At 62.3% G+C, this 6,643-nt stretch carries 8 protein-coding genes and 1 tRNA gene; 5 read left to right on the top strand and 4 right to left on the bottom strand.

Going from position 1 to position 6,643, the window contains the following annotated elements:
* Both J7E80_RS22930 and J7E80_RS22925 read right to left on the bottom strand, forming a co-directional pair.
* The coding region (locus J7E80_RS22930; protein WP_215054505.1) for a catalase at positions 1–322 on the bottom strand (322 nt) is incomplete at its 3' end.
* A 28-nt stretch (positions 323–350) separates the two neighbouring features.
* Positions 351–818: a Fur family transcriptional regulator gene (locus J7E80_RS22925; protein ID WP_215054504.1), complete on the bottom strand. Its 468-nt coding sequence runs from the start codon at positions 816–818 to the stop codon at positions 351–353.
* Between the two features lie 114 nt (positions 819–932).
* Between J7E80_RS22925 and J7E80_RS22920 the strand changes: the two genes are divergently transcribed.
* Positions 933–2,204, top strand: a complete 1,272-nt coding sequence (locus J7E80_RS22920; RefSeq protein WP_215054503.1) for an MFS transporter — start codon at positions 933–935, stop codon at positions 2,202–2,204.
* Positions 2,205–2,236: 32 nt separating this feature from the next.
* Positions 2,237–3,106, top strand: coding sequence for a zinc metalloprotease HtpX (gene htpX, locus J7E80_RS22915; RefSeq protein WP_215054502.1), 870 nt, complete (start codon positions 2,237–2,239; stop codon positions 3,104–3,106).
* A gap of 502 nt (positions 3,107–3,608) precedes the next feature.
* On the opposite strand, the gene J7E80_RS22910 is transcribed toward htpX, so the two are convergent.
* The gene (locus J7E80_RS22910) at positions 3,609–4,100 is read right to left on the bottom strand and encodes a YajQ family cyclic di-GMP-binding protein (protein ID WP_056626208.1); all 492 of its coding nucleotides are present in this window, start codon (positions 4,098–4,100) and stop codon (positions 3,609–3,611) included.
* Between the two features lie 188 nt (positions 4,101–4,288).
* Here J7E80_RS22910 and J7E80_RS22905 point away from each other — a divergent pair, with 188 nt between their 5' ends.
* Together J7E80_RS22905 and J7E80_RS22900 are read left to right on the top strand one after the other, a co-directional pair.
* A complete protein-coding gene (locus tag J7E80_RS22905) occupies positions 4,289–4,543 on the top strand; it encodes a hypothetical protein (RefSeq protein ID WP_215054501.1) in 255 nt (84 codons plus the stop codon).
* A 116-nt stretch (positions 4,544–4,659) separates the two neighbouring features.
* A tRNA-Tyr gene (locus tag J7E80_RS22900) sits at positions 4,660–4,741 on the top strand.
* A 52-nt stretch (positions 4,742–4,793) separates the two neighbouring features.
* Here the strand turns inward: J7E80_RS22900 and J7E80_RS22895 are convergent.
* Entirely contained in the window at positions 4,794–5,045 is a 252-nt protein-coding gene (locus J7E80_RS22895) for an integrase (protein WP_215054500.1), read from the bottom strand.
* 170 nt (positions 5,046–5,215) lie between these two features.
* Between J7E80_RS22895 and J7E80_RS22890 the strand changes: the two genes are divergently transcribed.
* A complete protein-coding gene (locus J7E80_RS22890; RefSeq protein ID WP_251037280.1) occupies positions 5,216–6,325 on the top strand; it encodes a glycoside hydrolase family 16 protein in 1,110 nt (369 codons plus the stop codon).
* Positions 6,326–6,643 lie beyond the last annotated feature (318 nt).

Here is a 6,643-nt window from a genome sequence, read left to right as displayed (position 1 = left end):
TGTCCGGGGAGCCGTTCTCGCCGGCAACGGAGGAGAAACGGATCAGCATCTCGGTCTCAACACCGGGCTGCAGGAACGCGGCCTTGGTGTACTTCGAGACGTCCTCGGTGGTCTTGAAGCTGCCGAAGGCGCCGCCGCCCTTGGCGTGCACCACGCGCTCCGGAACCCGCTCGCGGTTGAACTGGGCCAGCTTCTCGACCAGGTAGTGGTCGGTCAGGATGATGGCACCGTCGGCGCCGACAGCCTTGGAGTGGGCATCAGACGTGACGGGGGCACCGGACTGTGTCGTGGACACGGCAGGCGCAGAGATGTTCGAAGTCATCTTTCTCCTATTTTTTCTTGATTATTTGTCAGTTGCGTTCAGAAGGAAGTTTTTGGGCCCGCTGGCAGTCCCCGCAGATGCCCTGGTACATCACATCGGCGATCTGGATGGTCATGGGGCGGGAATTCTCGTTCCAGTGCGGGACCAGGCACGGGGCATGGCCGACAGCGCAGTCGACGTCCTCCACCCGGCCGCAGCTGATGCAGATGGCGTGGTGGTGGTTGTCGCCGACGCGGGTCTCATATAGTGCCGGGGAGTGCGGCGGCTCGAAGCGACGGAGCATGTCCAGATCTGTGAGGTCACCGAGAACCACATAGACGGACTGGGCGGTCAGCTCAGGAAGCTCCTCGCGCGCCGCGGCCAGAATGCTGTCGGCCGGGGAATGGGGGTGATGTTCGACGGCGGCCAGCACTGCCAGCCGCTGTTTAGTCACCCGGCGGCCGTGGGCGCGCAGGGCGGTCGCCCATGCTTCGTGGCTTTCCGAGTGCTCCGTCATGTTCCCATTGAACCACTTATTTTGAGTAGATCACAATAAGGCTTGGCTAAGTTCACGGATGTGCTGAACCGCCCGCGGTCCATCGGGCGAATTCACCGCCGCTAGAGTTGCCGGGTGGGAAAACTTCTGGCTGACATAACTCCGCTGCGCGAAAGCCCCGCCTTCCGCCGGCTGTGGCTGGGCTCGGCCATCTCAAACGTGGGGAGCCAGCTCACGCTCGTGGCCGTGAGCCTGGAGGTGTACCGGCTGACGCAGGAGAGCCTCTACGTGGGACTGCTGAGTATTTTTGCCCTTGTGCCGCTGGTAGTCGGCGGCCTGCTCGGCGGGTCTATTGCAGACTCCCACGACCGCCGCACCGTGGCGCTCCTCTCCGCCTCGGTGCTGTGGCTTACAGTCGGCGGGCTGGCCCTCCAAGCCTGGCTGCAGGCGGGAAATGTGTGGCTTCTGTACGCCCTTGTGGCGGTGCAAAGCGGGGCGCAGGCCATCAACCAGCCAGCCCGCAGTGCCATCATTCCCGTGCTGGTCCGCAAAGAACTCCTGCCGGCCGCCAACGCCCTCAGCATGGTCACCTTTGGCCTGGCCATGACGGCCGGGCCGCTGCTGGCCGGTGTCCTGGTGGCCTCTGTCGGCTTCGGCTGGACCTACACCATTGATCTCGTGAGCTTTGCCTTCGCCTTCTGGGCGCTCCTCAGACTTCCGCCCATGCCGCCTGGGAAGGAGGCAGGCCGTGCGGGACTGCGTTCCGTGGTGGAGGGCTTCCGGTTCCTGGGCAAGCGCCCCAACCTCCGCATGACCTTCATCATCGACCTCGTGGCCATGATTTTCGCCCAGCCGCGGGCACTGTTGCCTGCCGTGGCTGCCCTCATGATCGGAGGTGGGGAAACCACTGTGGGGATTCTGCTGGCCTCCACGGCGGTCGGGGCTTTCCTGGCGGGTCTGTTTTCGGGGCCGTTGGGTCACATCCGGAAGCAGGGCAGTGCAGTGGTCTGGTCGGTCATGGGCTGGGGTGCGTCCATTGCAGGCTTCGGGCTGGTGGTGGTTTTGGCCGGCGGATCCGGCTCCGGCGGAGTGACGCTGTGGCTGCTGCCGGCGGCCCTGTGCTGTGCCCTGGCCGGAATCGCAGACTCCGTGAGCGCTGTCTTCCGGACCACCATCCTGCAGGCGGCCACGCCCGACCACCTGCGTGGACGACTCCAAGGTGTCTTCATCGTGGTGGTTGCTGGAGGTCCGAGGATTGGCGACATGCTTGCCGGCGGCGGCACTAAAATTCTCAGTGAGGGCTGGGTCCTGCTGGTCGGCGGTGCTCTGTGCATTGCGGTGGCCTGGGCGGTGGCGCGCTGGCAGTCCGGCTTCTTGAAGTACGACGCACGGAACCCGGTTCCGTAGCGATATTGGTGGAGTCGTGAGTGGAGGCAGAAATGCACAAACACTACAACGGGCTGAAGACGGCGGCACTTTTCGGGGTGCTGTGGGCGGTTCTGCTGGGACTGGGCGCACTGATCGGGACCAGCATGCGTAGTTCGACGCCCATCTGGATCATGGCGCTGATCGGCGTGGCAACCACCGCCTACGGGTACTGGAACAGTGACAAGATCGCGCTGCGTTCCATGCAGGCGTATCCGGTGTCCGAACTGCAGGCCCCGCAGCTCCACCAAATGGTGCGTGAGTTATCGATGCGCGCCAACCAGCCCATGCCGCGTATTTTCGTGTCACCCACCATGGCCCCGAATGCTTTCGCAACGGGCCGCAATCCGCGGAACGCCGCTGTCTGCTGCACCGAGGGGATCCTGCAGCTGTTGAGCCCCCGCGAGCTCCGCGGTGTCCTGGGCCATGAGCTCATGCACGTGTATAACCGCGACATCCTGACCTCGTCCGTTGCTGCGGCCGTAGCCGGCGTGATCACCTCCGTGGGACAGATGCTGCTGTTCTTCGGCGGCGGTGACCGCCGCAACTCGAACCCGCTCGCCCTCATCGCAATGGCGCTGCTGGCCCCGCTCGCGGCGTCGCTCATCCAGGTGGCCATCTCCCGGACCAGGGAGTACGACGCCGACGAGGACGGCTCGCAGCTCACCGGAGATCCGCTGGCGCTCGCCTCAGCGCTGCACAAGATCCACCAGGGCGTTCAGGCGGCCCCGCTGCCGCAGGACCAGCGGCTGGTCAATACCTCGCACCTGATGATCGCGAATCCGTTCCGTGGAGGCGCGATGACCAGGCTGTTCGCAACGCACCCGCCCATGCAGGACCGCATCGCCCGGCTGGAGCGTATGGCGGGCCGGCCCCTCAGGTGACATCCCGGCGTCGTACTTTCCCGCGCTTTCTATCTGGTGACGCCGGACGTCTGGCGTCTCTTTGAGCCCGTTTCTGACGTTGTTGGCGTGGGCTCTGCGGCGGGCCGTCTGGCTGCCGATTTTGGTGTTCCTGGCCGGCTTCACGGGCGGGGCGGCGACTTGGCAGTTGAGAGCCTGGATGGCCTCGATGTCAACCGAGAATCGCACCTCTGTCCCCTATTTCGCCGGTCACTACGACTAGCGGGGCTTCCTGTTCCTTGATTTCTTGGTGCGCATTCCTTGATTTGTGGTGGGTATAGTCCGGCGCATCCGGTGCCGCGACGGTGCACGCCTTCTGAGGCCTCGGTAGGTGGCCCCGCTCTACCCCTGCATGGGGCGGGGCCACCGCCAGAAGACAAAACGAGGACCGCAGGATCAAGGCTGATCGCTGCGGTCCTCGGAGATGCGGACTCTCTGCGGACTACGGAAGCAAGTTCCCAGTAATCACAGGGTAAACCTGATCTTAGCTGCGGAAGTTGACGAACTGGAGGTCAGCCTCGTCGAAGTCCTTCAGCAGAGCCATGGTGGCTTGGAGGTCGTCGCGGGATTTGGAGGTCACGCGAAGTTCGTCACCCTGGATCTGGGACTTGACGGACTTGGGGGCTTCGTCGCGGATCAGCTTGTTGATCTTCTTGGCGAGATCCTGCGCGATGCCTTCCTTGATCGAGGCCTCCAGCCGGAATTCCTTGCCGGACGCGTAGGGCTCGCCGGTATCCAAGGACTTGAGCGAGATCCCGCGGCGGATCAGCTTGGACTGCAGCACATCCAGAACGGCGAGGACCCGCTCTTCGGAGTTCGCTTTCATGAGGATCTTGTCGCCGCTGAAATCAACCTCGGCTCCGACGCCCTTGAAGTCGTAGCGCTGCGCCAGTTCCTTCTGCGCCTGGTGCAGGGCGTTCGCCACTTCCTGCTTGTCTACTTTGCTTACGACGTCGAACGTGGACTCGCCTGCCATGACTCTCCTTATGCTTGGTGGTTGCTTCGCCCTGGCGGGGCGTTGATATCTGCATTCCAGCGTAGTACGGATGGGCTGGTTGTGAACGTGAACCTCCCTTCACAGTTCTCTCCTAGCGGAGGCTCGGCGGGAACGAAGGTTCGCTGGGCAGAGTTGAAGGTGTTGGAAGCCGCACCGGAAGGAACGCAATGACCCCCAAGGCAGTCCGCTATGTCAGCCGATCCACCACCGCCGCCGCCGGGGTGATGGCCACCGCCGCCACCTCGGTTACCGCCGCTGCGGTGGCCGCGTCGATCATCCTCAGCCCCGCACCAGAGGCCTCAGCGAGGCTCGATGGCGTACACGCGGACCTCCAGCGGGCGGTGCAGCTCAACCAGATCACCGAGGAGCAGGCCCTCCGCTTCGAGTCGAAACTGGCGGGGCGCATTCTCGGAGAGGCCTGATTTTCCGGGCTTTTTGAGCCGATTTTGGCTCGATTCGATTCTTCGGCAGAAGTTCTGTAAAGTTGTCTTGCCCGCGGTTACTGGAAGCAATAACCCGGGTAACTTCTTTGAAGTTCGGCAGATTACCCGAGCGGCCAAAGGGGGCTGACTGTAAATCAGCTGGCAACGCCTACGGGGGTTCGAATCCCTCATCTGCCACCCAAATGAAGGCTCCTATTTTCCTTGTAGCAAAGGGAAGTAGGGGCCTTCGTCATTCCCCGACAGCCGTCCGTGGCAACATTTTGGCCACATCCAGTCGTGAAACAACGGCATCCAGGGCGTCCGCGACGGCATCCAGGTCGTCGTCGAACAGGTCGACGTAGATGTCCAGCGTCATCGCGCCCGGGGAATGTCCAAGGATCCCCTGGACGGCTTTGACGTGGCTACCGGCAGGAAGCCGCAGGCCAGCCTTGCAGGCACGGACAACCAGTTCTGTCTCGATCTCGCCTCCCCGGCTGGACACGAGAAATCGAAGCGACTGCTGCTGCGGTCCCGGCAACTTGCATGCACTTCCCCTCGAAAATATGTTCATCCGAGCAACTTGTAAAAAGGTTGGGATTTCTTGAACTGGGCCCAGTTTTAGGGGTTTAAGAATCCTTGGAAACCCCCAAGTCCCGATGCCATACTTTCCCCATGGCCCACCCAGCGCGCAGTCATCACCAAAAACGCCGCATACAGCGCTTTGGTGTGTTCGCCGCGGCGGCGATGCTCACGGCGTGCGGCATTATGGCCGGCCCGGTGGCCATGGAAGCACAGCGGCTTCCTCCGGATCGTCTGCCCACAGCGGAACCGTCCGAGTCATCTACAGCACTGCCGTCGGTCAAGCCATCACGGGCCGCGGCAACACCCCGCGCCGCAGCATCATCCTCAGCGGCAGCACCCCGGACTGCGGCACCCCGGACCGCGGCACAGACAGCAGCACCCAGGCCCGCGCCGGAACTCCGTGCCACGAAACAGCCCGCGGCGGCGCCTTTGGAGCAGCCTTCCATCGATTCGGTGCACAAACTGCCGACAGGCGATCTTCCGGGTTGGAAGCAGGTTTTTCGGGAGGAATTCGACAAAGGCGATGTGCCGATCGGCGCTTTTCCAGGTGCGGATTACTCCGCGAAATGGAGTGCAGGGTATAAAGATGGAACACCGGATACCGCCGGTCAAAAGGGAGCGAAATCCGGCTATTACCCGTCCAAAGTGCTGAGTGTTAAGAATGGCATGCTGGACTGGTACCTCCACACGGAGGGGGGCATCTCAATGGGTGCGGCGCCCACCCCCAAGGTTCCGAACAACAGCGCTGGCGCTGGCCTGCTACCGCGACACAACAGCTTGCTGTACGGGAGAATTTCGGTGAGATTGAAGGCCGATTCACTGCGCGGCTTCAAAATCGCTTGGCTCCTTTGGCCCGATAGCGGCGTATGGCCCCGGGACGGAGAGATCGATTTCCCCGAGGGGGACCTCGCAAAAACCTTTTATGGCGCTGCCCATTACACGGGAAATGATCCTTCTGCGTCTGACATGTTCCAGTCATACTCGACCCTCATGGCTTGGCATGTAGCCACGATCGAGTGGAGTCCGGGCAAGGTCGAATTTTTCCTCGACGGCCGGTCATTGGGAGCCAGTACAACAGCGACGCCGGCAACACCAATGCACTATATTCTCCAGACCGAGTCGTGCCTTCCTCGCTGTCCGTTGCCGCAGACGGCAGGGCATGTCTACCTGGACTGGATCGCAATCTGGAAGCGGGCCTAGGTCGGCGTGTTTTTCCGTCCGTCCCGGTCACTTTCGCGGGCCAGTCCCTGATCTCCCACATGATCGACTGGGTCAACGACAAGGAATACTGGCAGCCGGCCCTGGACCAGCACGGAGCCAAACCTACTGACGCGTGGTCATCAACTCACCGACAGATTCTTAAACCCCTAAACTGGGGCCGGTTTAAGAAATCCCAAGCTTTTTCCAAGTTGTTCGGTCGAACATGTTCCGAGGGGGAGTGCAAGCAAGTTTCCAGGACCGCAGCAGTTGCTCGGGACTGGCATAGGCAAACACACACCACCCAGACAGGGGACGATT

The sequence above is a fragment of the Arthrobacter sp. ISL-28 genome, assembly GCF_018613875.1.
Classification (GTDB): Bacteria; Actinomycetota; Actinomycetes; order Actinomycetales; family Micrococcaceae; genus Arthrobacter.
This window is presented reverse-complemented; position numbering and strand designations above follow the sequence as displayed.

Coding starts and splice junctions, on each gene's coding strand:
- J7E80_RS22925 (WP_215054504.1), bottom strand. CDS start 818: ATGACGGAGCACTCGGAAAGCCACGAAGCATGGGCGACCGCCCTGCGC.
- htpX (WP_215054502.1), top strand. CDS start 2,237: ATGCACAAACACTACAACGGGCTGAAGACGGCGGCACTTTTCGGGGTG.
- J7E80_RS22910 (WP_056626208.1), bottom strand. CDS start 4,100: ATGGCAGGCGAGTCCACGTTCGACGTCGTAAGCAAAGTAGACAAGCAG.
- J7E80_RS22905 (WP_215054501.1), top strand. CDS start 4,289: ATGACCCCCAAGGCAGTCCGCTATGTCAGCCGATCCACCACCGCCGCC.
- J7E80_RS22890 (WP_251037280.1), top strand. CDS start 5,216: ATGGCCCACCCAGCGCGCAGTCATCACCAAAAACGCCGCATACAGCGC.